The organism is Thioalkalivibrio sp. ALE25, from assembly GCF_000377285.1.
Lineage (GTDB): Bacteria > Pseudomonadota > Gammaproteobacteria > Ectothiorhodospirales > Ectothiorhodospiraceae > Thioalkalivibrio.
Genome location: NZ_KB897925.1, coordinates 132,332 through 156,994, shown reverse-complemented (window position 1 = coordinate 156,994; position 24,663 = coordinate 132,332). Strand labels below are relative to the sequence as shown.

At 66.6% G+C, this 24,663-nt stretch carries 19 protein-coding genes and 1 tRNA gene; 12 read left to right on the top strand and 8 right to left on the bottom strand.

Annotation, left to right across the window (positions count from 1 at the left end; all coding sequences use genetic code 11):
• Nucleotides 1-16 precede the first annotated feature (16 nt).
• From C996_RS0100795 to C996_RS0100780, 4 genes are read right to left on the bottom strand one after another with little or no spacing between them, the layout of a single operon-like run.
• On the bottom strand, nucleotides 17-559 hold the full coding sequence (locus C996_RS0100795) for a pilus assembly protein PilP (RefSeq protein ID WP_018865589.1): 543 nt from the start codon (nucleotides 557-559) through the stop codon (nucleotides 17-19).
• Nucleotides 559-1,140, bottom strand: coding sequence for a type 4a pilus biogenesis protein PilO (locus tag C996_RS0100790; protein WP_018865588.1), 582 nt, complete (start codon nucleotides 1,138-1,140; stop codon nucleotides 559-561). The genes C996_RS0100795 and C996_RS0100790 overlap by 1 nt, the downstream gene beginning before the upstream one ends.
• Entirely contained in the window at nucleotides 1,140-1,703 is a 564-nt protein-coding gene (locus tag C996_RS0100785; RefSeq protein WP_018865587.1) for a PilN domain-containing protein, read from the bottom strand. The genes C996_RS0100790 and C996_RS0100785 overlap by 1 nt, the downstream gene beginning before the upstream one ends.
• The gene (locus tag C996_RS0100780; RefSeq protein ID WP_018876524.1) at nucleotides 1,700-2,767 is read right to left on the bottom strand and encodes a pilus assembly protein PilM; all 1,068 of its coding nucleotides are present in this window, start codon (nucleotides 2,765-2,767) and stop codon (nucleotides 1,700-1,702) included. Before C996_RS0100780 ends, C996_RS0100785 begins: the two co-directional genes overlap by 4 nt.
• Nucleotides 2,768-2,910: 143 nt before the next feature.
• Between C996_RS0100780 and C996_RS0100775 the strand changes: the two genes are divergently transcribed.
• Both C996_RS0100775 and C996_RS0100770 read left to right on the top strand, forming a co-directional pair.
• Nucleotides 2,911-5,289 (top strand): penicillin-binding protein 1A, encoded by a 2,379-nt coding sequence (locus tag C996_RS0100775; RefSeq protein ID WP_026279142.1) that lies wholly within the window; start codon nucleotides 2,911-2,913, stop codon nucleotides 5,287-5,289.
• The gene (locus C996_RS0100770; protein WP_018865584.1) at nucleotides 5,289-5,894 is read left to right on the top strand and encodes a hypothetical protein; all 606 of its coding nucleotides are present in this window, start codon (nucleotides 5,289-5,291) and stop codon (nucleotides 5,892-5,894) included. The genes C996_RS0100775 and C996_RS0100770 overlap by 1 nt, the downstream gene beginning before the upstream one ends.
• Nucleotides 5,895-6,172: 278 nt before the next feature.
• Here the strand turns inward: C996_RS0100770 and hemE are convergent, their stop codons facing one another.
• The 4 genes from hemE to rpsU all read right to left on the bottom strand — a co-directional run bounded on the left by hemE (nucleotide 6,173) and on the right by rpsU (nucleotide 9,447).
• Nucleotides 6,173-7,228: a uroporphyrinogen decarboxylase gene (gene hemE / locus C996_RS0100765; protein WP_018865583.1), complete on the bottom strand. Its 1,056-nt coding sequence runs from the start codon at nucleotides 7,226-7,228 to the stop codon at nucleotides 6,173-6,175.
• Nucleotides 7,229-7,236: 8 nt separating this feature from the next.
• Nucleotides 7,237-8,643 carry an FAD-dependent oxidoreductase gene (locus C996_RS0100760; protein WP_018865582.1) on the bottom strand — a complete coding sequence of 469 codons (1,407 nt, stop codon included), beginning with the start codon at nucleotides 8,641-8,643 and terminating at the stop codon, nucleotides 7,237-7,239.
• A gap of 98 nt (nucleotides 8,644-8,741) precedes the next feature.
• Nucleotides 8,742-9,191 carry a GatB/YqeY domain-containing protein gene (locus tag C996_RS0100755; RefSeq protein WP_018865581.1) on the bottom strand — a complete coding sequence of 150 codons (450 nt, stop codon included), beginning with the start codon at nucleotides 9,189-9,191 and terminating at the stop codon, nucleotides 8,742-8,744.
• Nucleotides 9,192-9,231: 40 nt separating this feature from the next.
• The gene (gene rpsU, locus C996_RS0100750) at nucleotides 9,232-9,447 is read right to left on the bottom strand and encodes a 30S ribosomal protein S21 (RefSeq protein ID WP_012981683.1); all 216 of its coding nucleotides are present in this window, start codon (nucleotides 9,445-9,447) and stop codon (nucleotides 9,232-9,234) included.
• A 179-nt stretch (nucleotides 9,448-9,626) separates the two neighbouring features.
• Here rpsU and aroB point away from each other — a divergent pair, with 179 nt between their 5' ends.
• The 10 genes from aroB (at nucleotide 9,627) to C996_RS13885 (ending at nucleotide 24,655) form a co-directional block, all read left to right on the top strand.
• Nucleotides 9,627-10,736 (top strand): 3-dehydroquinate synthase, encoded by a 1,110-nt coding sequence (gene aroB, locus C996_RS0100745; protein ID WP_018865580.1) that lies wholly within the window; start codon nucleotides 9,627-9,629, stop codon nucleotides 10,734-10,736.
• 4 nt (nucleotides 10,737-10,740) lie between these two features.
• Nucleotides 10,741-11,910, top strand: a complete 1,170-nt coding sequence (locus tag C996_RS0100740) for a deoxyguanosinetriphosphate triphosphohydrolase (RefSeq protein ID WP_018865579.1) — start codon at nucleotides 10,741-10,743, stop codon at nucleotides 11,908-11,910.
• An 11-nt stretch (nucleotides 11,911-11,921) separates the two neighbouring features.
• Nucleotides 11,922-13,784: an SPOR domain-containing protein gene (locus C996_RS0100735; RefSeq protein WP_026279141.1), complete on the top strand. Its 1,863-nt coding sequence runs from the start codon at nucleotides 11,922-11,924 to the stop codon at nucleotides 13,782-13,784.
• Between the two features lie 415 nt (nucleotides 13,785-14,199).
• Nucleotides 14,200-18,663, top strand: a complete 4,464-nt coding sequence (gene gltB, locus C996_RS0100730; RefSeq protein WP_018865578.1) for a glutamate synthase large subunit — start codon at nucleotides 14,200-14,202, stop codon at nucleotides 18,661-18,663.
• A gap of 128 nt (nucleotides 18,664-18,791) precedes the next feature.
• A complete protein-coding gene (locus C996_RS0100725; protein ID WP_018865577.1) occupies nucleotides 18,792-19,190 on the top strand; it encodes a nucleotidyltransferase family protein in 399 nt (132 codons plus the stop codon).
• On the top strand, nucleotides 19,175-19,585 hold the full coding sequence (locus C996_RS0100720) for a DUF86 domain-containing protein (RefSeq protein ID WP_018865576.1): 411 nt from the start codon (nucleotides 19,175-19,177) through the stop codon (nucleotides 19,583-19,585). The genes C996_RS0100725 and C996_RS0100720 overlap by 16 nt, the downstream gene beginning before the upstream one ends.
• A 66-nt stretch (nucleotides 19,586-19,651) precedes the next feature.
• The gene (gene dnaG, locus C996_RS0100715) at nucleotides 19,652-21,433 is read left to right on the top strand and encodes a DNA primase (protein WP_018865575.1); all 1,782 of its coding nucleotides are present in this window, start codon (nucleotides 19,652-19,654) and stop codon (nucleotides 21,431-21,433) included.
• Nucleotides 21,434-21,648: 215 nt separating this feature from the next.
• Nucleotides 21,649-23,559 carry an RNA polymerase sigma factor RpoD gene (gene rpoD, locus C996_RS0100710; protein ID WP_018865574.1) on the top strand — a complete coding sequence of 637 codons (1,911 nt, stop codon included), beginning with the start codon at nucleotides 21,649-21,651 and terminating at the stop codon, nucleotides 23,557-23,559.
• Nucleotides 23,560-23,663: 104 nt separating this feature from the next.
• Nucleotides 23,664-23,740 (top strand) — tRNA-Ile (locus tag C996_RS0100705).
• A gap of 177 nt (nucleotides 23,741-23,917) precedes the next feature.
• Nucleotides 23,918-24,655: a TIGR04255 family protein gene (locus C996_RS13885; RefSeq protein WP_081623656.1), complete on the top strand. Its 738-nt coding sequence runs from the start codon at nucleotides 23,918-23,920 to the stop codon at nucleotides 24,653-24,655.
• The last annotated feature ends 8 nt before the right edge of the window (nucleotides 24,656-24,663 follow it).

Below are 24,663 nucleotides of genomic sequence, written 5' to 3'. Positions count from 1 at the left end.
TCTTCTCCCCCAACCGCTATTCGGTCAGCGCTACCGAATTCTCGCGTTCCACATGGCCCCCGAAGGCATCCGGCACCACCTCGATCAGCCGGATCTGGGTGGGCGTGATTTCGACGATTTCGCCGTGGTTCTGTCCCATGTAGTTGCCTTCCGTTACCCGCTGGACCCCGCGGTCCGGGGTTCGGACCAGGGCATAGCGAACGCCATGCTGCTCCAGCGACCCGACCATACGCAGGGAATCCAGCGGGAAGCCCTCGAGGAACTCGCGCGGGCGATCGGGATCGACCTCGGCATCACCCGGCTGCCCCTCGGCCGCCGCCAGCTCCGGCTGCGCGATTACCGACGAGTCAAACGGCGACCGCGTATGTCCGGGATAGAGGTACGGTTCGTGCGGGTCCAGGGTCGGGATCGGCTCGATCCCGCTCCCAGGGCGCTCCTTTACCTCGGCGATATAGCGCTCGAGGTCGCGGTTATCCTGGGTGCAGCCGGAAAGCAGGAAGCCACCCGCCAGCACCAGGGCCAACCCGGGCCACACCACCTGCATGGAAGAATGCTTCATCAGTTCTCCTCCAGGTAGCGGTAGGTACGGGCGACCGCATCCATCAGCAGGTCATTGTCGGAATCACCGGGACGGATATGCATGTTGTGCATGGTCACCACCCGAGGCAGGGCCGACACCCCGCTGACGAACTCGGCAAGGTCCTCGTATCCACCGCGGACCCGCAGCCGGATCGGGACCTCGGCGTAGAAGTCACGGCGGTTCTCGCCGCGGGGCTCGAACAGCTCGATTTCCAGCCCCGCCTGCAATCCGGTCTGCGAGATGTCCACCAGCAGACTGGGGATCTCCGCGCTGCTGGGCAGCAGCTCGAGCAGGGAGGCGAACATGCGCTCCATCTCCTCGAGCTGGTCCTCGTAGGCCTGAAGGTTGGCAGCGCGCTGCTGTTTGTCCTCGAACTCGTCGCGCAGCTGCAGCTCACGGCTCTCCGCGCGCTCGAGATCCGTGCGCTGATCACCGATGAACAGGTAGTAGGACAGACCGAGGATGGCCAGGACAATCACGACCAGGATCAGGCCCTTGACGCCCCAGGAGGCCTCCCCGATGTTGTTGAAGTCGATCTGGTTGAGTTCCTTGAGATCCATCAGGAATCCCCCTCTTCGGCATCCGGCCGGGTCTGCGTGGCATCCAGACGGAAGTCACGCACCTGGAGACGGCCCTCTTCCCGGGTCTCGATGATCTGCAGGTTGGAACTGCCCAGCCAGGGCGACGCGTCGATCCGGCGCATCAGCGCGGAGATCCGCGTGTTGGACTCGGAACGCCCGACCAGCCGGACATTCTCGCCCTCCTGACGAACCTCGCTGAGGAATGTGCCATCGGGCAGCGTCTCGACCAGCTGGTCAAACAGGTGGACCGCCTCGGGACGGCGGGCCTGCAGGGTCTGGATCACTTCCATGCGGGCGATAAGCGCCTCGCGCTGCTCGTCCAGATCTCGGATCCGGGCAATCTGGCGGTCCAGCTCGCGGATCTCGCTCTCCAGCATCTGGTTGCGCGACTGCTGATGGTCAATCAGCGCGCCCATGAAGCTGTAGCCGGCGAAGGCCAGCAGGACGCCGACCACGGCGGCGCCGCCGGCCGCACCGAAGAACTGCTTGCGCCGTTGCTCGCGGGCCTTCTCGCGCCAGGGAAGGAGGTTGATGTAGATCATGACGCATACCCCCGCATGGCCAGGCCACAGGCGGTCATCAGCGCCGGGGCATCATTGGCGAAGCGTTCCTGGTTGACCCGCTTGGCCAGCGCCATGCCGCGGAACGGATTGGCGATGGAGACCGGCGTGCCGGCAGCCTCCTCCAGCAGTTCGTCCACACCCGGGATGGCCGCACACCCGCCGCCCAGGAGGATGTGGTCGATGGTGTCCTGCGGGCGCGTGACGTAGAAGTACTGCAGCAGCCGCTGGATCTGGTCGACCATGGTCTGCTTGAAGGGCTCGAGGATGGAGCTGCCGTAGTCGGCCGGCAGGTCACCGCTCATCTTGGCGGACCCGGCTTCCTGATAGTTCATGCTGTAGCGGCGCATAATCTCCTCGGTAAGCATGCGACCGCCGAAATTCTGCTCGCGGGTGTAGACCACGCCCTCGTCCTGGCTGACGACGTACACCGCGGTGACCGAGGAGCCGACGTCCACCACCGCCACGATAGGCTTGCTTTCGCGATCGGGGATCTGCTCCATCAGGCGCTCGGCGGTGTGCTCGATCGCGTAGGCCTCGACGTCCACCAGCTCGGGGGTCAGCTTGGCGGCCTCGGCAATGGCCACGCGCGAATCGACGTTCTCGCGGCGCGAGGCCACCACGAGGACATCCACCATCTGCGGGTTCTTCTCGTTCTTGCCCAGGACCTGGAAGTCCAGGTTGACCTCTTCGAGGGTGTAGGGGATGTACTGATCGGCCTCCACGAAGACCTGGCCTTCGAGTTCCGCATCGCCCAGCGCGGCCGACATTTGAATGGTCTTGGTGATGACAGCGGAAGAGGGGACGGCCATCGCACAATGCTTGAGTCGAGTCCCGGACCGCTTGACCGCCCGGGCCAGGGCATTGCCCACGGCCTCGGTGTCCTGACAGACCTTGTCGACCATCACCCCGTCCGGCAACGGCTCGACCGCGAAGGCCTCGACCCGGTACCCCTTACCCTGTCGCGCCAGCTCCAGCACCTTGACGGCTGCCGAGCTGATGTCCACGCCCAGGACCCCATGTTTGGATTTTCCGAGACTCAGCACACATCCCCCTGTATACCCCAACGAAAGTAACTGGTAGCGTTACAATCACGTATGCTAGCTCGTTCACAATATACACCGCGACTTCGAGGTTGCAAGTCGCATTGAATGCGACTTCTCACCTTGGCCTCACTTTTTTTGCTGTCATGAATCCGGTCTTGAAGATTATTTCGGCGCTGCTGGCCCTGATTCTGGCAGCCGGTATCGGCCTGTCCGTCGCCCTGGCGGCCCTGTACATCTACTATGCGCCCACCCTCCCCGAGGCGGACGCCGTGCGGGACGTACGCCTGCAGACACCCCTGCAGGTACGCAGTGCGGATGGACGCCTGATGGGCGAGTTCGCGGAAGAACGGCGCATCCCGGTGCCGATCGACGCCATCCCGCAGCAGGTTCGCGACGCCTTTATCGCAGCCGAGGACGAGCGCTTCTACGATCATCCCGGCGTGGACGTGATGGGCCTGGCCCGGGCCGCGCTGAACCTCGTCTCCACCGGCGGCCAGCGCACCCAGGGCGGCAGCACGATCACCATGCAGCTGGCGCGCAACATCTTTCTTACGCGCGACCGTACGTATGAACGCAAGCTCCGCGAGATCTTCCTGGCCATCCGTCTGGAACAGGAAATGTCCAAGGACGAGATCCTCGAGCTGTATCTGAACAAGATCTATCTGGGCCAGCGGGCCTACGGTATCGAGGCTGCCTCGCGGGTCTACTTCGGCCGGTCGCTGGAGGATCTGGAACTGGACGAGATCGCCACCCTCGCGGCCCTGCCCAAGGCCCCCTCCACGACCAACCCGGTCGCCAGCCCCGAACGCGCCGAGATCCGCCGCAACTATGTGCTGCGACGGATGTTGGAGACCGGCGCAATCGACGAGGCCGCCTTCGAAACGGCGGTGTCGCGCCCGGTCCTGTCGGAACGCCACACCGCCGCGACCGAAATCGACGCCCACTGGGTCGCGGAGATGGCACGCCAGATGGTTGTGAACCTGTGGGGTGACGAGGCCTATCGCCGCGGGCTCCAGGTGCACACCACGATTGATTCCCGCCAGCAGGAAGCGGCCAATCAGGCCCTCCGGGAAGGATTGCTGGAATATGACGAGCGTCACGGTTTTCGCGGTCCGGAGATGCGCATTCCGGAGGCCACCCTGGACGATTCCGATGCCCGCGAACGGGCACTGAAGGCCATCGGCATCCACGGACGCCTGCTTTTTCCCGCAGTGGTGCTGGGCCTGGACGAGGACGGGACCCTGCGGGTCGACGGTGGCCGCATCGGCGAGCAGACAATCCTGCCGGAGGACCGCGAATGGGCCGGATCGCCCGATTTCGCCCGCGGCGACGTCATCCGCATCCGCCCCTACACCGACGGGCGCTGGCGCCTGGCGCAGAAGCCGGAGGTTACCGGGGCCGTGATCGCGCAGGCCCCGGAGGACGGTGCCATCACAGCCCTGGCCGGCGGGTTCGATTTCTTCGAGAACCGCTACGACCGGACGACCCAGGCCCAGCGCCAGCCCGGCTCGGCCTTCAAGCCACTGGTGTACGCCCTCGCCCTGCGCGAGGGCTACCGCCCCGAAGGGACCGTCATCGACGCCCCGATGGTCTTCAACGACCCGGCGCTCGGGGCGGAATGGCGGCCCCAGAACTACACGCGGCGTTTCCATGGCGAGACTACCCTGCGCGAGGCACTGGCCAACTCCCGCAACCTCGCGTCTATCCGGCTGCTGGACCGCCTGGGTACCGGGAACGTCCACCTGGAACTGACCCGCTTCGGCCTGGACCTGGAAACCCAGCCAAACAACCTGTCCATGGTCCTGGGCACGGGGACCCTGACCCCGCTGCAGCTCAACAACGCCTATGGGGTATTCGCCAGCGGCGGCCGCCTGAACAGCCCCTGGATCATCACCCGCATCGAGACCGTGGATGGCGAGGTGCTCTACGAGGCCCCCACCGAACGCGCCTGCCCGGCCCCCTGCTCCAGCCCCAGGGGGCAGGACCTGCCGCTGGTCGCGAGCAGCGGGCCCCTGCAGTACACCGACCCCACTCCGGTCCTGCAGCCCGGGGTCGCCTGGCAGATGGGCGAGATGCTGCGCGGCGTCATCACCTCGGGCACGGGCCGGCGCGCCCTGGAGCTCGGGCGCTCCGACCTGGCCGGCAAGACCGGCACCACCAACGATTACCGCGACGCATGGTTCGCCGGGTTCAACGCGGACCTGGTCGCGACCGCCTGGATCGGGTTTGACGACAATCGCGAACTGGGCCGGCGCGAAAGCGGCGGACGTGCGGCACTGCCGATCTGGACGCGCTTCATGGGGAGCGTTCTGGCGGATGAGCCGGAACGCCCGCTGGAGCGCCCCGACGACCTCGTGCGCGTCGCCATCCTGCCGAATGGCCAGCGCGCGCCCAGTGACGACACGCCGGGCGCGCGCAACCAGTGGCTACTGCCCCATCAGATCCCGGAGCGCGGCCACGTGATCCCGGGGAGCAACGGAGACGGCGACAGCGGCAGTCAGCAACCCGAACTGGTGTTTTGATGGGCGCCCCTTCGCGTATCCGCCAGGAACTGGCGCAGGAGGCCGCGCGCATCATGCTTGACGACGGCATCCGCGACTTTGCGCTCGCCAAGCGCAAGGCCGCCGAGCACCTGGGAGTGGACAACCGTCACGAGATGCCCGGCAATCTGGAGATCCAGGATGCCGCCATCGAGCGCAGTCGGCTGTTCGCCAGCCCGGCCAGCCGCGCCGCCTATCGTGAACGACTGGCGGCGGCCCTGATCGTGATGGAGCGCCTGCGCCATCTCGAGCCGCGCCTGGTCGGCCCCCTGCTCCAGGGCCTGGTCGAATCCCAGCCCCTGCTCAATCTGCATGGTTTTGCCGAGACCGTGGAGGAGGTAATCCTGGAACTGGGTGAACGGGGTATCCAGTGCGAGACCGGGGAACGCCGCTATCGCAGCCGTCAGGGCCGCGAGCAGCGTATTCCCTTCCTCGCCTTTCGCGGCCCCGACGACACCGACGTGGAACTCACGGTCTTCCCGCTGGACGGGTTGCGCCAGTCGCCCCCCTCCCCGGTGGACGGGCGACCGATGCCCCGGGCCACGCGCGCGGAGGTAGAAAGGCTGCTGGCAGAGGCCGACGCCTAAGAAGCGCCGGCAGCAGCGGACTAACCAGGGGATCGAGATCAAGCGCCGCCGGCGCGCTGCGATCGCCCAGGAGCCTATCGGGCTTGGGTGGTCGTCGCGAGCGTGATGGGAGAGTGAGACCCTTTTTTCGGTCTCTCGAGGCGCATAGTGGGGACTATGTAACGAGAGAGAGCGGAACAGGGGCCGCTCTCCCATACGCGCAGCAGATCACTCCCAAATCCGACAGGCTCCTAGTAACACCCCGGCGGCCAGCCCGGGCGGCGGCGAACCGCATGCCGCTATCGGCGGTAGTTCGTGACCGTATCCACCATCGCCGCGACGCGCTCGGGATCGATGCCCGGGTGAACGCCATGGCCCAGGTTGAAGACATGCCCGGTATCGCGATCGAAACCGTCCAGCACCCGCTGCGTCTCCTCGCGCACCACGGCCTCCGGCGCGTAGAGCACCGACGGGTCGAGATTGCCCTGCAACGCGACACGGTCACCGACCCGCCGGCTGGCCTCGCCGATCTCGATGGTCCAGTCCAGGCCCAGGGCATCCGCCCCGGTATCGGCCATCGTCTCCAGCCAGGCCCCGCCGCCCTTGGTGAACAGCGTCACCGGCACACGGCGACCGTCGTTCTCGCGGATCAGGCCATCGACGATGCGCTGCATGTAGGCCAGCGAAAACTCGCGATAAGCGCGCGGGGTCAGGGAACCGCCCCAGGTGTCGAAGATCATCACCGACTGGGCGCCGGCGCGGATCTGGGCGTTGAGGTAGTCGGTGACCGCGGTGGCCACCTTCTGCAGCAGGGCGTGCATCGCCTGCGGCTCGCCGTACATCAGACGCTTGGTCTCGGCGAAGTCGCGCGAGCCCTGGCCCTCGACCATATAGGTCGCCAGGGTCCACGGGCTGCCGGCGAAGCCGATCAGCGGCACCTGGCCGTCCAATTCGCGGCGGATCAGGCGCACCGCATCCATCACGTAGCGCAGTTCCTGCTCCGGGTCGGGCACCGGGAGGTTCTCGATCGCCTCCAGCGTGCGGACCGGCTCGCGGAATCGCGGGCCCTCGCCGGTCTCGAAGTACAGCCCCAGCCCCATCGCATCCGGAATGGTCAGGATGTCGGAGAACAGGATCGCGGCGTCCAGCGGGAACCGGCGCAGCGGCTGCATGGTGACTTCGCAGGCCAGTTCCGGGTTCTGGCAAAGGCTCATGAAGCTGCCGGCCTGCGCGCGGGTCTCGCGGTATTCCGGCAGATAGCGACCGGCCTGGCGCATGATCCAGATCGGCGGACGGTCCACCGGCTCGCGCAACTGGGCCCGCAGGAGACGATCGTTTTTCAGGCTATTGGACATCGAAAGGCTCAGACGCCGAGGTATTCGAGGATGCCTTCGGCGGCCTCGCGGCCCTCGAAGACGGCGGTGACCACCAGGTCGGAGCCGCGCACCATGTCGCCGCCGGCAAACACCTTCGGGTTGCCGGTCTGGAAGGCATGCTCGCCCGCGGTCTGCACGCGCCCGCCCTCGTCGATACCGATCTTGTAGTCGGCAAACCAGTCGGAGGGCGACGGACGAAAGCCGAAGGCGATCAGCACCCGGTCGGCCGGGATCACGTGCTCGGAGCCGGGGACCGGTTCGGGACGGCGGCGGCCGCGTTCGTCCGGGGCACCCATCTGGGTGCGCACGACCTTTACGCCCTCCACCTTGCCGTCGCCGACGATCTCCACCGGCTGCACGTTGAATTCGAAGTGCACGCCCTCTTCGCGCGCATGCACCACTTCCTTGCGCGAGCCGGGCATGTTCTCTTCGTCGCGCCGGTAGGCGCAGGTCACCGAGGCGGCGCCCTGGCGAATCGAGGTGCGGTTGCAGTCCATCGCGGTATCGCCGCCGCCCAGCACGACCACGCGCTGCCCGGCCATGTCGATGAACTCGCCGCCCTCTTCCTGCGGCCAGTTCATCACCTGGCGGATGTTGGAGATCAGGAACGGCAGGGCCGGATACACGCCCGGCAGGTCCTCGCCGGGAAAGCCGCCCTGCATCGCCGTGTAGGTGCCCATGCCGAGGAACACGGCATCGTATTCCTCCAGCAGGGCGTCCATCGCGATGTCGCGGCCGATCTCGGTATTCAGACGGAACTCGACCCCCATGCCCTCGAGGATCTCGCGGCGGGTGCGGATGACGTGCTTTTCCAGCTTGAACGGCGGGATACCAAAGGTCAGCAGGCCACCGATTTCCGGATAGCGATCGAACACCACCGCCTGCACGCCGTTACGCGCCAGGATATCGGCGCAGCCCAGCCCCGCGGGGCCGGCGCCAATCACCGCGACCCGCTTGCCGGTCGCGGTGACGTCAGAGAGATCCGGGCGCCAGCCGGCCTTCAATGCCTCGTCTGTGATGTACTTCTCGACCGAGCCGATGGTGACCGCGCCGAAGCCGTCATTCAGGGTGCAGGCGCCCTCGCAAAGACGGTCCTGCGGGCACACGCGGCCGCAGACCTCGGGCAGGGAGTTGGTCTTGTGCGAGAGCTCGGCCGCGGCAAACAGGTTGCCTTCCTCCACCAGCTTCAGCCAGTTGGGGATGAAGTTGTGGACCGGGCATTTCCATTCGCAATAGGGATTGCCGCAAGCCAGACAGCGGCCCGCCTGCTGCCCCGCGGTCGCCGGGTCGAACTGACCAATGATCTCGCCGAACTCGTGGATACGAATCTCGGCGGGGGTCTTCTGAGGGTCCTGGCGCGGCAGGTCCAGGAACTGCATCGGATTGGAAGCCATGGATCACTCGCTCCGACGGGAACCGGCGGCATGACGCCACGGGGTTCAACCGTTCATGCGTTCAGGAATGGTCCGTTTCGCTCAAACGAGCGTAACGGTCAAGAATGCCCCAGTGCGGACCGGACCTTCTGGCTCACCACACCCATGTCGGCACGACCGAAGACCCGGGGCTTGAGTACGCCCATCACCTTGCCCATGTCGCCGGGGGCCGCGGCGCCGGTCTCGGCGATCGCCTCCTGCACCAGCTGATCGAGGGCCGCCGCATCCAGCGGCTCCGGCATGTATTCCTCGATGATGGCGATCTCCGCGGCCTCGCGCGCGGCGAGATCCTCGCGACCACCCTTCTGGTACTGATCGATGGAGTCGCGCCGCTGCTTGAGCATGCGATTGAGGATTGCCAGAACGGTGTCGTCGTCGGCCTCGCGCCGCTCGTCGACCTCGAACTGCGACACCTCGGCCTGAATCATGCGCAATGCCGCCAGGCGGTCCTTCTCCCGGGCCCGCATGGCCTGCTTCACGTCATCCTGCAACCGGGCCTTGAGCGACATGGTCGGGTCCTCGGGTCCGGGCAGCTACCCGGACAGGGGTTCAGTACAGGCGCACCCGGCGGGTCATGTCGCGGGAGTTCTTCTTCAACTGGCGCTTCACCGCGGCCGCGGCCTTGCGCTTGCGTTCGGTGGTCGGCTTTTCGTAGTACTCGCGGCGGCGGACTTCCGCGACCACGCCGGCCTTCTCGCAGGTGCGCTTGAAACGGCGCAGGGCGACCTCGAAGGGCTCATTCTCACGAACTCGTACGTGCGGCATACAATCTCCGAAACGGATGCTGGATCTTTTCGATCAAAAACAACAAAACCGGCCGCCAACACTCCGGGCGACCATGCAGAACTCCCTATGGTAATCCAACCCGCACCAATTGCAAAAGTCCGTGAAGCGATCCGCAGCACGGCGCATGCCCGGCTTACGCCATCATCGGCCCGCACGCTATGATGGCGTACATGGAAAGCCTCAATGTCGAACTGGGCGAGCGCGCCTACCCGATCCACATCGGGCCGGGCATGCTGGCCGCCCCGGAACACCTGCGCCCGGCGCTGGCGGGCCGGCGCGTCGCGGTGGTGACCAACACCACCGTGGGCCCCCTGTACGGCGACGCCCTGCGCCGCAGCCTCGCGGCCTGCGACCTTGACGGCGAGCCGTTGTGGATCGAACTGCCCGACGGCGAACAGCACAAGACCCTGGCCACGGTGGAGAGCATCCTGACCCGGCTTCTGGAGACTCGCCTGGACCGGGGCAGCCGGATTGTCGCCCTCGGCGGCGGCGTGGTCGGCGACATCGCCGGGTTTGCCGCCGCCATCTACCAGCGCGGCATCGACTTTGTGCAGGTGCCGACCACCCTGCTCGCCCAGGTCGACTCCTCTGTGGGCGGCAAGACCGGGGTCAACCACCCGCTGGGCAAGAACATGATCGGCGCCTTCCACCAGCCGCGCGCGGTCGTGATCGACACCGACACCCTGAAGACCCTGCCCCGGCGCGAGCTGCAGGCCGGCCTGGCCGAGGTCATCAAATACGGCCTGATCCGCGACGCCGATTTCTTCGCCTGGCTGGAGGAGCACATCGACGCCCTCGGCGCGCTGGACCCGGAGGCGCTGGCCTACGCCATTCGCCGTTCCTGCGCCTGCAAGGCCGAGATCGTCGCCGCCGACGAGCGCGAGGGCGGCATCCGCGCTCTGCTGAACCTGGGCCATACCTTTGGCCACGCGATCGAGGCCGGCATGGGCTATGGCGCCTGGCTGCACGGCGAGGCCGTCGGCACCGGCATGGCCATGGCCGCACGCATGTCGGAGCGCATGGGCTGGCTGGACCGCGCCGGCCGCGAACGCGCGGAGGCCCTGATCCGACGCGCCGGCCTGGCCCTGGAGCCCCCGGCCGAGGTCACCCCGGAGCGCTTCCGCGAATTGATGGCCATCGACAAGAAGGTCGCCAGTGGCCGCCTGCGGCTGGTCCTGCTGCGCGGCATTGGCGAGGCCGTGCTGACCGACGCATTCGATCCGGCGGCCCTGGACCATACCCTGCGCGAGCATGCCCGTGTCGCCTGAGGCCATGACCACGCCCGGCAGCCTCACACCGGGACTGGCACCCTGGGCCTGCGATCCCGCGCACTCGCGCGGGCGCGCTCAGACGGAGCCCGCCCCCCGCCACCGCAGCGACTTCCAGCGCGATCGCGATCGCATCGTGCACTCCAGCGCCTTTCGCCGCCTGGAGTACAAGACCCAGGTCTTCATCAGCCACGAGGGCGACCTGTTCCGCAACCGTCTGACCCACTCGCTGGAGGTCGCGCAGATCGGGCGCTCGATCGCGCGCGCCCTGCAACTCAACGAGGACCTGGTCGAAGCCATCGCCCTGGCGCATGACCTCGGCCACACGCCGTTCGGGCACGCCGGGCAGCACGCCCTGAATGCCTGCATGCGCGAGCACGGCGGCTTCGAGCACAACCTGCAGTCCCTGCGCATCGTCGATCTGCTGGAGCGCCACTACGCCGAGTTCGACGGCCTCAACCTGACCTTCGAGACGCGCGAGGGCATCCTCAAGCACTGCTCGCCCGAAAAGGCCCGCCAGCTGGGCGAGGTCGGGGTGCGCTTCCTGCAGAAGGAACAGCCGAGCCTGGAGGCCCAGCTCGCCAACGTGGCCGACGAGATCGCCTACAACAATCACGACGTCGACGACGGCCTTCGCTCGGGTCTGCTCACCATGGACCGCCTCGCCGAGGTCACCCTGTTCCGCGACTGCCGCGAGAAGGTCCAGGCCCGCTATCCGGATCTGGATCCACGGCGAACCCAGCACGAGACCGTGCGCCGCATGATCGACACCCTGGTCAGCGACCTGATCGGGAGCAGCCAGGCGGCCATCGACCGCCACCGCCCGCAGTCCGCCGATGACGTCCGCCGCGCCGGGGAGGCCCTGATCCGCTTCAGCCCGGAGGTGGCCGAGCAGGCGCGTGAACTCAAGGGCTTCCTGCGCGAGAACCTCTACCATCACCATCAGGTCCACGGGGTCATGCACAAGGCACGTCAGCTGATCCACGACCTGTTCGCCGCGTTCGAGTCCGAGCCCCGCCTGATGCCCGAGAACTTCCAGCGCCACGCAGACGCAATCGCCGCGCATGATCCGCACGCCCTGCAACGCGCCATCGCCGACTACATCGCCGGCATGACCGACCGCCACGCCATCCGCGAACACCACCGCCTGTTCGACCTGGGCACGCTGACCTGAGACCGAATCCGATGGCGCTTTCCGAACAATGCCTGGAACAACTCGGCCTGCACGCGCCGCCGTTTGACGACGCCCCCGACGAGACCTTCATCTACGGCGACCCGCTGCTGGACGGCCAGCTGGAATCGGCACGGGCTGCTCTGAACGGCCCCGGGGCGGTCGTCCTGATGACCGGGGAGAACGGCTCCGGACGCAGCCTGCAGCTGATGCGGCTGCTGGCCATGCTGCCCGACCCGTTCGAGCTGATTGCCTTCCGCGCACGGATCAATACCCAGTTCGAATCGGTGGACAACACCATTCGCAACTACCTGCGCTCGCAGAACGCGGACGACCCCGACCGCCCCCTGACCGAATTGCTGGCCGACCGCGTCGCCGACGGCGTCGACCCTGTCATTGCTATGGACGACGCCCACCTGGTGGGGACCGACATCGTCAACAATCTGATGCGGATGCGCAGCGAGGTCCTCGCCAAGCACGGCCGCGCCCCGCGCATCATCCTGGTGGGGTCCGGCGGCCTGCTGCGCCGCCGCCTGTACCTGCCCGATCCCTCCGACGAGGATCAGGTCACCCGAGTCAGCCTGCGCGCCTTCAACCTGGAACAGACCGCCGCCTACCTGCGCCACCGCCTGCAGGCGGCGGGCCTGACCGACCCCGACCGCCTGCTGGACGCGGACGCCATTGCCCACCTGCAGACCACCAGCCAGGGCCTGCCGGGCAACCTCAACCGCGAGGCCAACAGCTTTCTCGAACGCCAGTGCCGCAGCGAGCGCCGGGCCGGCGCCGCGGCGACCACCGGCAGTGCCGCGCCCGGCGTGGCCGCAGGGGACGCCGCCGAGGTCGATACCCCCGACCCGGAACCGGACACAGAAGAACCGGCCTTTCACGCCGCTCGCAGGGAGCCCGAGCCGACCCCCGAGCCCGCCCCGGAACCGGAACCGAGCCTCCGGGCGAGCCGCGACGACGAGGACTTCACGCCCGCGGCCGAAGCCCTGTCCGCCTCCACCGCCGAGCCTCCCGCCCCGGAGAGCTCCGCGAGCGAGCCGGGCAGCATTGCGGCCGACGACCGTATCCCCGAGCCCCCGGCACCGGAAAACGCCGCGTTCTGGAACCAGCGCTGGTTCGTACCCGCCGTCGCCATCACCGTGGCACTGGGGATCGCCGCACCGGTCGCCTGGCAACTGCTGGAGGGCGAGCCCGCGCCCGCCGACAGCGAGATCATCGAGCTACCCCTGCCCGAACCGCGCGTCACCGAGGCCGAGCCCGAACCCAGGCCCGAGCCGGCGCCCGCGCACGATGACGAGATCGCCGTGGCCGACCCGCTGGATCTGCCCCCGCCGGCCGCGGCCGAACCGTCCGCGCCCGGGACCGACTCCCCGGAACCGGCCGCAGAAGCACCCGAACCCGAACCTGAACCCACCGCAGAAGCCGGTGACGCAGAACCCGCTCCGGAGCCGGAGCCAGCACCCGAGCCGGAGCCAACCCCCGAGCCCGCACCGGAACCGGCGCCAGAGCCGGAACCGGAACCCGAGCCGGAACCCGCCGCCGAAGCACCGGCCGTGGACGACGCCGACGCCGCGCGTCTGGCCAGTGACCGCGACTGGCTGAACAACCAGGACGGCAGCGCCACGACCATCCAGCTGCTGGCCGCGCCGAACATGGAGGCCGCACGCGCATACGCGGACCAGCACGATCTGGGTGCCATCCGCTACATCCCGACCCGGGTCAACAACCGCGACTTCGTGGTCATCCTGGCCGGAGTCTTCTCCGACCGGGCGGCCGCCCAGCGCGCCGCCGAGGACCTGCCGGCCGCAGTGCGCAACGACGAGCCCTGGATCCGCTCCATCGGCTCCGTCCAGAACGCCGTCCGCGACTGATCAAGGGCCTTGTTCACCACGAAGCACACGAAGGCACGAAGAAGGTCAACTTCAAGGGCGTTTTGAACCACGGAGTGCACAGAGGACACGGAGAAAATCAGGGTTGAAGGGCAAGGCGCCTTTAAAGCCGCATTCGCCCAAGTATCACCAATTCCTTTCTTTTCTCTGTGCCCTCCGTGTCCTCTGTGGTGAAAATGCCTTGACCTTCTTCGTGCCTTCGTGTGCTTCGTGGTGAATAGCCTCGCCGGGCTTTACCTGCGCGGGTGTCGTGTCTTTTTGACCGGGCCCGGTTTGCCGGCAGAATGGCGGTTCGCTATATTCCTGCGCCTTTTTTCGTGTTCTTGTTCCCAGGGACGGCCCTGACCCACGTACCGCGCCCGCGCAAGGCCCTGCGCGCTGCGACCGGAGTTCACCGATGCGACAGAACCAACTGAACGGCACCCTCTACCGCCCCGAATTCGAGCGCGACAACTGCGGCTTCGGCCTCATTGCGCACATGGACGGCGTCGCCAGCCACTGGGTGGTGGACACGGCAATCAAGGCACTGGAACGCATGACCCACCGCGGCGCGATCGCCGCGGACGGCAAGACCGGCGACGGTTGCGGGCTGCTGATGAAGGCCCCCGAGGCCTTCCTGCGCACCCTGGCCTCGGAGTCGAACATCGAACTGGCCGAGCGCTTCGCCGCCGGTATCGTATTCATCAATCCGGAAAAGATCGCCGAGACGCGTGCCGCCGTGGAGGACGCGATCGAGCGCGGCCCGCTTACGCTTGCCGGCTGGCGCGAGGTCCCGGTCAACCCGGAAGACGCCTGTGGCGCCGAGGCCCTGAAGAGCCAGCCGCACATCCTGCAGGTGTTCATCAACGCCCCGGCCGACATGGACGGCGATGACTTCGAGCGCGCCCTGTTTGTGGTACGCCGCCGCGCCGAGATCGCAATGGGCGACGACCCGGTGTTCTACGTGCCGAGCCTGTCCGCGCGCGTGGTCTCCTACAAGGGCCTGGTGATGCCGGAGAACCTGCCGGTGTTCTACCGCGACCTGCAGCGCCCGGAGCTGGAAACCGCGATCTGCGTGTTCCACCAGCGCTTCTCCACCAACACCTTCCCGCAGTGGGGCCTGGCGCAGCCGTTCCGCTTCCTCGCCCACAACGGCGAGATCAACACCGTGCAGGGCAACCGCAACTGGGCGGTCGCACGCCAGCACAAGTTCGCCACCGAGAAGCTGCCGGAACTGGCCGAGCTGGAGCCGCTGGTCAACCTGGAGGGCTCCGACTCGCAGAGCCTGGACAACATGCTGGAGGTCCTGCTGGCCGGCGGCATGGACCTGTTCCGCGCGATGCGCCTGCTGGTCCCGCCGGCGTGGCAGAACGTCGCGCACATGGACTCCGACCTGCGCGCCTTCTACGAATACAACTCCATGCACATGGAGCCCTGGGACGGCCCGGCCGGGATCGTGCTGACCGACGGCCGCTACGCCGCCTGCACCCTGGACCGCAACGGCCTGCGCCCGGCGCGCTACGTGATCACCAAGGACCGCCACATCACCCTGGCCTCGGAGATCGGCGTATATGACTACGCCCCCGAGGACGTGGTCGCCAAGGGTCGCCTGAAGCCCGGGCAGATGCTGGCCGTGGACACCGAGTCCGGCGAGCTGCTGCAGCCCGAGGACGTCGACCGCATCAACCGCACGCGCCAGCCCTACCGCCAGTGGCTGCGCGCCCACGAGAAACACCTGAAGAGCCAGCTGGACGACAACCAGCTGTTCTCCGGCGAGCCGATGCCGGCCGAGCGCCTGGAGACCTACGAAAAGCTGTTCGACGTGACCTTCGAGGAGCGCGACCAGATCCTGCGCGTGCTGGCCGAGGCCGGTCAGGAGGCCGTGGGCTCGATGGGCGACGACACCCCGTTCGCGGTGCTGTCGCAGCACACCCGCTCACTGTACGACTACTTCCGCCAGCAGTTCGCCCAGGTCACCAACCCGGCGATCGACCCGCTGCGCGAGAGCATCGTGATGTCGCTGGAGACCTGCTTCGGCCGCGAGCAGAACCTGTTCGAGGAGACCCCGGACCACGCCCACCGCCTGGTATCCGACTCCCCGGTGCTGTCCGAGGCCAAGTTCCGCGAGCTGTGCAACCAGACCGAGGACGCCTTCCGCATCGAGCGCATGGACCTCAACTACGACGTCCACTCCGGTTCGCTGGAAGACGCCGTGAAGGCCCTGACCGCAAACGCGGTGGAGGCCGTGCGCGGCGGTGCCGTGGTGCTGGTGCTGTCGGACCGCGGCATCGACCCGGAACGCCGCCCGATCCCGGCCGCGCTGGCCGTGGGCGCGGTGCATCACGCCCTGATCCGCGCCAAGCTGCGCACCGACGCGAACATCGTCGCCGAGACCGCCACCGTGCGCGACCCGCACCACTTCGCGGTCCTGCTCGGCTATGGCGCCACTGCGATCTACCCGTACCTGGCCTACTCCGCGCTGCACGGCATGTGCGAGTCCGGCGAGATCCCGAACGCGGACCCACTGACCCTGGCGCAGAACTACCGCCGCGGCATCAACAAGGGCCTGTTCAAGATCCTGTCGAAGATGGGCATCTCCACCATCGCCAGCTACCGCGGCGCGCAGCTGTTCGAGATCGTCGGCCTGGCCGACGAGGTCGTGGACACCTGCTTCACCGGCACCACCAGCCGCATCAAGGGCACCCGCTTCGCCGATATCGAGGCGGACCTGGAGACGCTGTCCAAGCGCGCCTGGAACCCGCGCAAGAGCGCCGGCCAGGGCGGCCTGCTGAAGTACGTCCACGGTGGCGAGTACCACGCCTACAACCCGGACGTGATCCAGACCCTGCACCGCGCCGTGCAGTCCGGCGACTACGGCGTGTACCAGGAATATGCAGACCTGGTGAACGAACGCCCGGTGACCGTGCTGCGCGACCTGCTGAAGGTCCGCGACGACATCGAGCCGATCGCGCTGGACGAGGTCGAGCCCGAGGCCGAGATCCTGCCGCGCTTCGACTCCGCTGGCATGAGCCTGGGCGCGCTGTCGCCGGAGGCCCACGAGGCCCTGGCCACCGCGATGAACCGCCTAGGCGGGCGCTCCAACTCCGGCGAGGGCGGCGAGGCCGTCTCCCGCTACGGCACCGAGCGCATGTCCAAGATCAAGCAGGTGGCCTCCGGCCGCTTCGGCGTGACCCCGCACTACCTGGTCAACGCCGAGGTGCTGCAGATCAAGGTTGCCCAGGGCGCGAAGCCCGGCGAGGGCGGCCAGCTGCCGGGCCACAAGGTCAACAAGATGATCGCGGAGCTGCGCTACTCGAATCCGGGCGTGGCCCTGATCTCGCCGCCGCCGCACCACGACATTTACTCCATCGAGGACCTGGCGCAGCTGATCTTCGACCTCAAGCAGGTCAATCCGGATGCGCTGGTCTCGGTGAAGCTGGTCTCCGAGGCCGGGGTTGGCACGATCGCCGCCGGCGTGGCCAAGGCCTACGCCGACCTGATCACCATCTCCGGTTACGACGGCGGCACCGGCGCCAGCCCGCTGACCTCGGTGAAGTACGCCGGCACCCCGTGGGAGCTGGGCCTGACCGAGACCCACGCGACCCTGCGCGGCAACGACCTGCGCGACAAGGTGCGGCTGCAGACCGACGGCGGCCTGAAGACCGGCCTCGACGTGATCAAGGCGGCGATCCTGGGTGCGGAGAGCTTCGGCTTCGGCACCGGCCCGATGGTCGCGCTGGGCTGCAAGTACCTGCGGATCTGCCACCTGAACAACTGCGCAACGGGTGTCGCCACGCAGGACAAGGTGCTGCGCATGAACCACTTCATCGGCCTGCCCGAGATGGTCATGCACTACTTCCAGTTTGTCGCCCGCGAGACCCGCGAGTGGATGGCGAAGCTGGGCGTGCGCAGCCTGACGGATCTGATCGGCCGTACCGATCTGCTGGAGATCCTGCCGGGCGAGACGCCGAAGCAGCAGCACCTGGACCTGAACGGCCTGCTGGCCAGCGGCGACCTCGCCGACAAGCCACGCTTCTGCAAGGAGCCGAAGAACGAGCCGTTCGACAAGGGCGAGCTGGCCGAGAAGATGGTCGCCGAGATGCTCGAGGCGATCGAGAACAAGGCCGGTGGCGAGTACCGTTTCGACGTTGCCAACACCGACCGCTCGATCGGCGCGCGCCTGTCCGGCGAGATCGCCAAGCGCCACGGCAACCAGGGCATGTCCGATGCCCCGATCACCGTGCGTATGAAGGGCACGGCCGGGCAGAGCTTCGGCGTCTGGAACGCCGGCGGCCTGCACCTGTACCTGGAAGGCGATGCCAACGACTACGTCGGCAAGGGCATGACCGGCGGCAAGCTGGTGATCCGCCCGCCGGAAGGCTCGGGCTTCGCCAGCCAGGACACCACCATCATGGGCAACACCTGCCTGTATGGCGCGACCGGCGGCAAGCTGTTCGCCGCCGGCCAGTGCGGCGAACGCTTCGGGGTGCGCAACTCCGGCGCGATCGCCGTGGTGGAAGGCATCGGCGACCACGGCTGCGAGTACATGACCGGCGGCGTGATGGTGGTGCTGGGCAACACCGGCATCAACTTCGGCGCGGGCATGACCGGCGGCTTCGCGTTCGTGCTGGACCGGGAGAACGACTTCCCGGACCGCATCAACAACGAGCTGATCGACCTGCACCGCCTCGACACCGAGGACATGGAGGCGCACCGCAACTATCTCGAGGAACTCATCACCGAGTTCGTGCACGAGACGGACAGCGCCTGGGGCCGCGAGATCCTGGAACGTTTCGACGACTACCAGGGCTCGTTCTGGCTGGTGAAGCCCAAGGCCTCCGAACTCCGGGGCCTGCTGGCCAACCTGCGCCAGGCCGCCTGACCCGCCACCCGGCGGCACGACGACGCGGGCCCCTCACGGGGCCCGTTTTGTTTTGGCCCGTCTCAGTGCGGAACCGAGGCGTTTGGAGAACCGTCGGGCAAGCCGATACTCCTGCTAGACTCGAGGCCATGGAAACGAGAGCCGAAATTGCGGATATCCGGCGCACGCTGGAACAACATCCGGAACTGGAGCTGGCCATCCTGTTCGGATCGCTGGCTCGCAGCGGCGCACGGTTCGACAGCGACCTCGACCTCGCCGTCAGCGCCGGATCGCCTCTGGATACCCAGGCACGCATCGAGCTGATCGATGCCCTGGCCGCGGCCACCGGGCGTCCGGTGGACCTCGTGGACCTGACTCAGGCGGGCGAACCCCTGCTGGGCGAGATCATGACTCGGGGCATCCGCGTGCTTGGCAGCGACGAGACCCACGCGCGCTACCTGACCCGTCACCTGATCGAGCAGGCCGATTTCCTGCCCTACCGTAATCGCATCCTGGCCGAGCGGAGAGACGCGTGGACCCGCGCGTAGTCGAGCAGAAACTCGAGACCCTACGGTACTGCGTTAACCGGGTCAGCCAGCGTTGCCCCGCCACGGCCGAGGAACTGGCCCGGGACCCGGACACTCAGGACATCATTGCCCTGAACTTGTCGCGCGCCGTGCAGCAATGCGTAGACATCGGGGCACACCTGGTCACCTCGCTCGACCTCCCGCCGCCCAACACCATGGGCGAGACGTTCGACCGCCTCGTCGAAGGCGGCGTGATCGAGCAGACCCTGGCCGAGCGACTCAAGAAGGCGGTCGGCTTCCGCAACATCGCCGTGCACAACTACGAACGCATCAACTGGGACATCACCCACTCGGTCTGCTCCCGGCATCTGGATGATTTTCGGGCCTTCGCACGCGTGGTTTCCGACCGCATCTGACCCACAAGCCGCGGCAGCCGGTATCATCCGGATACCCCCACGGCTCAGGCACCCCAGCAGACCCCCATGGCAGGCCTCATTCCACAGGCATTTATCGACGAGCTGCTCGAGCGCAGCGACATCGTCGAGGTGATCCAGCGCCGCGTGAGCCTGAAGAAGGCCGGGCGCGAGTTCGCCGCCTGCTGTCCGTTCCACGGCGAGAAGACGCCGTCGTTCTATGTCTCGCCGCAAAAACAGTTCTATCACTGCTTCGGCTGCGGGGCGCACGGCACGGCCATCAGCTTCCTGATGGAGTACGAGAACCTGAGCTTCCCCGAGGCGGTGGAGCAGCTGGCCGAACAGGCCGGACTGGAGGTCCCGCGCGAGGCCGGAGGGGACGACAAACGCGAGGCCCACGCCCCGCTGTACGAGGCCCTCAACGCGGCCGCCGACTACTACGTGCAGCAGCTGCGCCAGACGCCGAAGGCAGTCGAATACCTGAAAAACCGTGGCATCGACGGCACCACGGCCCGCGACTACCAGATCGGCTGGGCCCCGCCCTCGGGCCTGCTTGAGGCCCTCAAGCCCCGCTTCACCCCGCAGCAACTGGTGGATGCCGGCCTGGCCGCGCGACGCGACGACGGCGGCATCCGCGAGCGCTTCCGTGCGCGCATCATGTTCCCGATCCGCGACCGGCGCGGGCGCATTACCGGCTTCGGCGGGCGCCTGATCGAAGACGGCGAGCCGAAGTACCTGAACAGCCCGGAGAGCGAGGTCTTCCACAAGGGACAGACCATCTACGGCCTGTTCGAGGCGCGCAAGGCCGGCACCCGGCTGGATGACATCGTGGTGGTCGAGGGCTATATGGACGTGGTCGGGCTGGCCCGCGCCGGCTTTCGGCGCGCGGTGGCCTGCATGGGCACCGCCCTGACCCGCGCCCACCTGGACAGCCTGTTCCGCCAGGTCTCGCGCATCACCCTGTGCTTCGACGGCGACGCCGCCGGGCGCCGCGCGGCCTGGCGCTCGCTGGCCGAGGCCCTGCCCGCGATCCAGGGCCTGCGCGAGGTGCGCGTGTTGTTTCTGCCCGAGGGGGACGACCCCGACAGCCTGGTGCTGCGTGACGGCCTCGCCGGCTGGGAAGAACGGCTGGCCGGTGCCCTGCCCCTGTCCGAGACGCTGGTCCGGCTGCTGCGCGAGGAGCACCCGACCGACACCGCCGAAGGCCGCACCCGCTTCGCGCATGCCGCGATGAAGCTGGTCGCCACCACGCGCGATCCCCTGTTCCGCGACCAGTTGGTCGAACGCATCGCCGAGGAGACCCATCTGAGCCACGAGCGCCTGGAACAGGTCTTGTCCGAGCAGCCCCCCGAACCCGCCCGCGCGACGGCCTCGGGTTCGGGGGGCGATCTTCCGGCCAACCCCACCGCCAGCCGGGCACCCGGCGGCGAAAGCCCGCCGGCCCTGTGGGGCGCCCTCCTAGCGCGTGTCCTGCAACACCCGGAACTCGACTGGTCGCAACCGGAAATCCGCCAGCTCGTCGAACTTCCCGGCGTGGCCGCGGCCACCCTGCGCGAGCTCCTTGCGGCCCTGGACGAAAACCCCGAGCGGCATACCGCCGGACTGCTGGAACGCTTCCGCGAGGAACGCCACTTCCAGCGCCTGATGGCCCTGGCCCACCAGGCCCTGGACGACGGTGAGGTGGCCGTCACCCGGCAGACGGCACTGGACTGCGCCCGCCAGCTCCTGCGCCAGCACTACCGCTCGCGAATTCGTGAACTGACTCGCCCCGGCACCGAACTGGGGACGGAACAACGCGCCGAGCTCGCCCGTCTTACCGAGCAGTTGCAGCGATTCGACCGGCCGCAATAGCCAGCCCGGGCCTTGAAGCGGACGCGATTGCCCGCATTGTTCAGACAGCTGGAGGGCGCCGCGCGACGAGCCGCGCAGGGCCTTGACCGCAATCAGCGTCCGGCAACCGGCAATATAAGAATCTTCTGCTACAATACAGGATTGATTTTTCTGCGCCCCAATTTCCTAGAGCCGTCCTGTAGCGGCTCGACCAAGCACCTCGGAGTATGACCGCAATGAATCGTGAAGAGCAGCAATCCCAGCTCAAGGAACTGATTGCCAAGGGCAAGGAGCAGGGATACCTCACGTATACCGAGGTGAACGACCACCTGCCCGACTCGATCATCGACTCTGACCAGGTCGAGGACATCATCGCGATGATCAACGACATGGGCATCGCGGTGCACGAGCAGGCCCCGGACGCCGACAGCCTGCTGCTGTCCGACGGCTCCGTCTCCGCCGACGAGGACGCCGAGGATGCCGTGGCCGCGCTCGCCTCGGCCGATTCCGATTTCGGTCGCACCACCGACCCCGTGCGCATGTACATGCGCGAGATGGGCACGGTCGAGCTGCTGACCCGCGAGGGCGAGATCCGCATTGCCAAGCGCATCGAGGAAGGCCTGATGCAGGTCCTGTTCGCGCTGGCTCACCACCCGGGCGCGATCGAACGACTGATCCACGAGTACGACCAGATCGTCGAAAACAACGGTCGCCTGACCGATCTGGTGGTCTCCTTCATCGACCCGAACGACCACGCCAACGGCGAGGCCGTGGCCCGCGGCCTGGTGACGCCGGAACAGGCGCAGAAGGCCCAGGACGAGCAGAAGGCAGCCGCCGCGGCGGCTGCCGAGCAGCAGGCCAGCGCCGAGCTGGATGCCATCGTCGACGAGGTGGAGGACGCCGAGGAAGACGAAGAAGCCGCCGAACCGGTCGACACCGGTCCGGACCCGGAAGAGGCCCGCGAACGCTTCGAGAAGCTGCGCAAGCTGCACGCCAAGGCCCACAAGGCCTTCGAGAAGGGCAACCGCGAGGCCTACGCCGTCGCGCGCGAGGCCACCGCCAAGTACTTCATGGAGTTCAAGCTGGTCCCGCGCATGGTCGACCAGCTGACCACCCAGCTGCACGGCAGCATCGACCAGATCCGCCGCCACGAGCGCCGTATCATGGCGCTGGCCGTGGAACAGGCGCAGATGCCGCGCAAGACCTTCATCGACAGCTTCCCCAAGAACGAGACCAACCTCGACTGGATCAAGGAAGCCTGCAAGGCCAAGGGCAAGTACACCACCGCCCTCGCCGAGCACGAGGACGAGATCGTGCGCCTGCAGAAGAAGCTCGCCGAGATCGAGCACGAGGCCAGCCTGAACATCTCCGAGATCAAGGAGATCAACCGCCGCATGTCCATCGGCGAGGCCAAGGCCCGCCGCGCCAAGAAGGAGATGGTCGAGGCCAACCTGCGCCTGGTGATCTCCATCGCCAAGAAGTACACCAACCGCGGCCTGCAGTTCCTCGACCTCATCCAGGAAGGCAACATCGGCCTGATGAAGGCGGTGGACAAGTTCGAATACCGCCGCGGCTACAAGTTCTCGACCTACGCCACCTGGTGGATTCGCCAGGCCATCACCCGCTCCATCGCGGACCAGGCCCGGACCATCCGCATCCCGGTGCACATGATCGAGACCATCAACAAGCTCAACCGCGTCTCCCGCCAGATGCTGCAGGAGATGGGCCGCGAGGCCACGCCGGAAGAGCTGGCCGAGCGCATGGAGATGCCCGAGGACAAGATCCGCAAGGTGCTGAAGATCTCCAAGGAACCGATCTCCATGGAGACCCCGATCGGCGACGATGAAGACTCCCACCTGGGCGACTTCATCGAGGACGAAAAGGTCGCCTCGCCGTCGGACTCCGCCGCGCAGGAAAGCCTCACCGAGGCCACCCGCGAGATCCTCTCCACGCTGACCCCGCGCGAGGCCAAGGTCCTGCGCATGCGCTTCGGCATCGACATGAACACCGACCACACCCTCGAGGAAGTCGGCAAGCAGTTCGACGTCACCCGCGAGCGCATCCGCCAGATCGAGGCCAAGGCCCTGCGCAAGCTGCGCCACCCGACTCGCGCCGAACTGCTGCGCACCTACACCGACGCCGAGTAACCGGCGTCCCGGCCGGACGGCCGGAACCTGCCCTGCCGCTGCGGCGCCATCTCTCCCTTTCCGGGTAGAATGGCGCCGCAGGCGTTTGTACCCTCCCCGAATACGGGCCTGTAGCTCAGTTGGTTAGAGCAGGGGACTCATAATCCCTTGGTCGCTGGTTCGAGTCCAGCCGGGCCCACCAATTTTTCAATGGCTTATGCCCAATGGCGATCGCCGACAATTACCCATGTATGCGAAATGTAGGCACTTCCGTCTTTCCCTTCCCAGCAAATTTTAATACTGTAGAGTCACAACCTAGCCGGATGACGCTCCAACGCCGAGCGAACATCCGCCCACGACATTCAAGGTTCCGGCCACTGTGAATCTTCCCGTTCGCCTGAAGCACATACCCATCTTCGAAGCAACCTTCGAGATCCGCTTCGTGCCGGATAGCGACAGCTCGGCCGACTTGCTCCCAGGGATGATGCTGCCCGACTTGAAGAACTACGTGACGAAGCTTGAATCGCTGCCAGCCTCCGACTTGCCCAAACACCTGGTATCGAGCGACCCAAGCCTTCAATACCAGCCCCTAAAACGCTTGGTCGGTGATACGTACCAGATTGCGATTGGGCCAAAGCTTCTCGCCATCACGGTCCAAAGACCCTACCCAGGCTGGGATGCGTTTAAGCGCGCAATCGTCGACACGCTAAATTCTTTAAAGAAAACAGATCAGCTTCAATCAGCAGAACGTTGCTCCCTTAAATATCGAAATATAATTGAGTCACAAGAAGCACCTGACGACCTTTCTAAACTCAATGTCGATTTGAAAGTTGCTAACCTAAACACATCACCCAGCACACAACGGATCCATTGCGAACATCATGTTAATGGCATAACGAACTTCATTAGCATATTCACAAAGACCCGCGTCCAGTCAAGCAAGACAAAGGAAGACCTACGGGGTGTACTTATCGATGTCGACAGCATCCAGAAAAACAATATGGGTGATTTTTGGGAACGCGCAGACAACATAATTGAAGAACTTCATTCGACTGAAAAAGAGATTTTCTTTAGTCTTTTGACTAGCGATACGCTTCAAGAACTAGGCCCTGAATGAGGTATGAC

Coding starts and splice junctions, on each gene's coding strand:
- C996_RS0100795 (WP_018865589.1), bottom strand. CDS start 559: ATGAAGCATTCTTCCATGCAGGTGGTGTGGCCCGGGTTGGCCCTGGTG.
- C996_RS0100740 (WP_018865579.1), top strand. CDS start 10,741: ATGACCACGCCCGGCAGCCTCACACCGGGACTGGCACCCTGGGCCTGC.
- rpoD (WP_018865574.1), top strand. CDS start 21,649: ATGAATCGTGAAGAGCAGCAATCCCAGCTCAAGGAACTGATTGCCAAG.
- gltB (WP_018865578.1), top strand. CDS start 14,200: ATGCGACAGAACCAACTGAACGGCACCCTCTACCGCCCCGAATTCGAG.
- C996_RS0100735 (WP_026279141.1), top strand. CDS start 11,922: ATGGCGCTTTCCGAACAATGCCTGGAACAACTCGGCCTGCACGCGCCG.
- aroB (WP_018865580.1), top strand. CDS start 9,627: ATGATGGCGTACATGGAAAGCCTCAATGTCGAACTGGGCGAGCGCGCC.
- C996_RS0100770 (WP_018865584.1), top strand. CDS start 5,289: ATGGGCGCCCCTTCGCGTATCCGCCAGGAACTGGCGCAGGAGGCCGCG.
- dnaG (WP_018865575.1), top strand. CDS start 19,652: ATGGCAGGCCTCATTCCACAGGCATTTATCGACGAGCTGCTCGAGCGC.
- C996_RS0100785 (WP_018865587.1), bottom strand. CDS start 1,703: ATGATCTACATCAACCTCCTTCCCTGGCGCGAGAAGGCCCGCGAGCAA.
- hemE (WP_018865583.1), bottom strand. CDS start 7,228: ATGTCCAATAGCCTGAAAAACGATCGTCTCCTGCGGGCCCAGTTGCGC.
- C996_RS0100725 (WP_018865577.1), top strand. CDS start 18,792: ATGGAAACGAGAGCCGAAATTGCGGATATCCGGCGCACGCTGGAACAA.
- rpsU (WP_012981683.1), bottom strand. CDS start 9,447: ATGCCGCACGTACGAGTTCGTGAGAATGAGCCCTTCGAGGTCGCCCTG.
- C996_RS0100760 (WP_018865582.1), bottom strand. CDS start 8,643: ATGGCTTCCAATCCGATGCAGTTCCTGGACCTGCCGCGCCAGGACCCT.
- C996_RS0100775 (WP_026279142.1), top strand. CDS start 2,911: ATGAATCCGGTCTTGAAGATTATTTCGGCGCTGCTGGCCCTGATTCTG.
- C996_RS0100790 (WP_018865588.1), bottom strand. CDS start 1,140: ATGGATCTCAAGGAACTCAACCAGATCGACTTCAACAACATCGGGGAG.
- C996_RS0100755 (WP_018865581.1), bottom strand. CDS start 9,191: ATGTCGCTCAAGGCCCGGTTGCAGGATGACGTGAAGCAGGCCATGCGG.